At 69.8% G+C, this 2104-nt stretch carries 2 protein-coding genes; one reads left to right on the plus strand and one right to left on the minus strand.

The genetic code is table 11. The annotated features are described in order from the left end of the window. Window positions 1-476: 476 nt before the first annotated feature. Window positions 477-1016 (plus strand): NAD(P)H-dependent oxidoreductase, encoded by a 540-nt coding sequence (locus tag ACWD38_RS30290; protein WP_184477836.1) that lies wholly within the window; start codon window positions 477-479, stop codon window positions 1014-1016. Between the two features lie 7 nt (window positions 1017-1023). On the opposite strand, the gene ACWD38_RS30295 is transcribed toward ACWD38_RS30290, so the two are convergent. Then, window positions 1024-1851 (minus strand): polysaccharide lyase, encoded by an 828-nt coding sequence (locus ACWD38_RS30295; protein ID WP_246456688.1) that lies wholly within the window; start codon window positions 1849-1851, stop codon window positions 1024-1026. Between the last annotated feature and the right edge of the window lie 253 nt (window positions 1852-2104).

Genomic DNA, 2104 nt, shown 5'->3' on the forward strand with positions numbered 1-2104 from the left:
TCCTCGCTGCGGGATCTTTTTTCCAAGTGGCTCCGCCACGAGGAAAAAAGCTGTCCTCGCGAGGAAGCCGCTGAGAACCCGCCGGTGGTCGGCTTTTCGACGTGGGCTATTCGCTGCGCGAATACAGGCACGGCTTCGCCGCAAGGCAGACTTGCTTCGCCGCCCACTGCACGGCTTCGCCGCAAAGGCACGGCCTTCGGCCGCTGGGCGGACTTCGCTTCGCTCGTCCAGTGCACGGGTTCGCTGCGACTGCTCGGGTTCGTGCGGTGGGGGTTCTTGGGGGGATCTCGGCGGGTGGGAGTGGATTGACCGGATTTTCGGGGGTTGGTGTACTTCGTCGGTGACCGCCGCACCGCTGACCCGCTGCCGCTACGTGGACTACGCGCGCGTCAACGGTGCCTGCTGTTCTTCCTGCTGAACGCTCCCGTCACGCTCGTTCACGGCCGAATCCGGCCGCTCGCAGGAAGAACTCGCTCATGTCCACCGTCATTACGGTCTCCAGCAGCCCGCATTCCCTGTCCCGCTTGGAAGAACTGAACCGCGCCACCGGCGACGCGCTGCGCGCCGAGGGATTCCGGGTGCGCGGGTTGCCGCTGGACCTGATGCCCGAATCCGCGCTGCTGACCGGCCGCTCCGACGCCCCATCGCTGCGCTGGGCGCGCAGGCTGCTGAACGACGCCGACGGGATCGTGCTGATCACGCCGTCCTACGAGGTCTCCGGGAGCCGGCTGCTGCGGGCCTGGCTGGACCTGATGCCCTCGCCCGCGCGGCGCCCGGTGCACGCGGTGTGCCTCGGGTCGACGCAGGCCCAGTCGAGCACCGCGGACTACGCCGTGCGCCGCCTGCTCACCGATCACGGCGCACACCGGGTGACGCCCACCAGCTTCCTGTTCGACAAGTGGCTCACGTCCACCGCCGAAGGCTGGGACTGGGATCCGCGCGCCACGACGCGGCTGGCCGACGGGCTGGCCGCGTTCAGCCGAGAGCTGAACCCGGCCCTGCCCGTCGCCGCCTGAGCCGGGGCTACTCCGGCGCGCTCACCTGGAAGTCGCGGAACTGCGCGCGCACGTCGTGGTCCGGGCCCCATTCGGTGGCGTGGCCGCCGAAGAAGGTGGAGAAGAAGATCCCGGCGAACGGCACGTCACCGATCTGCTCGATGCCCACGACGTCGAGCACCTCCTGATCGTCGTAGCGCACCACGATCCGCCCGCTGTCCCGGTCCACGGATTGCTCCACGGTGTGCCACTGGTCGTCGGCCTGCCACTGCCACGCGCCGCGGCCCACGTCCTCGCCGTAGCCGTCACCCAGCGACGGGTCGTAGACGTACACCTCGCCGTCGCCCGCTCGGGCGTCGTGTCCGTCGTCGTTGCGCCACATGAACCGCGTCGACCAGGCCTGCCCGTGGTTACCGCCCCCGGCCTCGCCCGGTGGGCCGCCGTAGAGGCCGGGCAGCTTGCCGCCCTTGCCGAAGTCGTAGTCGGCGGGGAACCGCACCTGGTAGCTCAGGTGCAGCGCGCGGGCCTGGGAGAGGTCCTCGCGCCCGAGGTCGTCGAAGTCGGTGTAGAACTGGCCGCCGCCCTCGGTCGGGCAGTCGTCGCACGACGGCGCCGACGACCCCTGGCCGTAGAACACCTCCAGCGCGCCGTCCCGGCCGGACATCCGGTCGAAGCCGAACCGACCGTCGTCGAGCACGCCCCACCGCTGCTCCCAGGACCCGCCGGGGAAGTCCCCGAAGTCACCGGTCCACGGTGCCGGCGCCGCCGCGGCCACGGCGGGCAACGCCACCGCTCCCGCCAGCACGAGCCCGAGAATCCCACTGCTGCGCCACGACCGGCGCATCCGTGCACTCATCCGCGATCACCTCGGGGTGAGCAGATACCCCCCACCACCCCAGGTCAACGCCCCGTCGCAAACCGGCCAACCAACACCAGGAACCACGGGCCGTGGTCCTGTCAGCGGCGAAGCCGCTGAGCAGCGACCAGCCAAAGCAAGAAGACCACCCGCGGGTTCTCAGCGTTCTTCTCGCGAGGACAGCTTTTTCCCTCGTGGCGGAGCCACTCGGGAAAAAGATCCCGCAGCGAGAAGAACGCTGAGGTTCCGCCAC

It is taken from the genome of Saccharopolyspora sp. NPDC002578 (assembly GCF_053592695.1).

Coding starts and splice junctions, on each gene's coding strand:
- ACWD38_RS30295 (WP_246456688.1), bottom strand. CDS start 1,851: ATGAGTGCACGGATGCGCCGGTCGTGGCGCAGCAGTGGGATTCTCGGG.
- ACWD38_RS30290 (WP_184477836.1), top strand. CDS start 477: ATGTCCACCGTCATTACGGTCTCCAGCAGCCCGCATTCCCTGTCCCGC.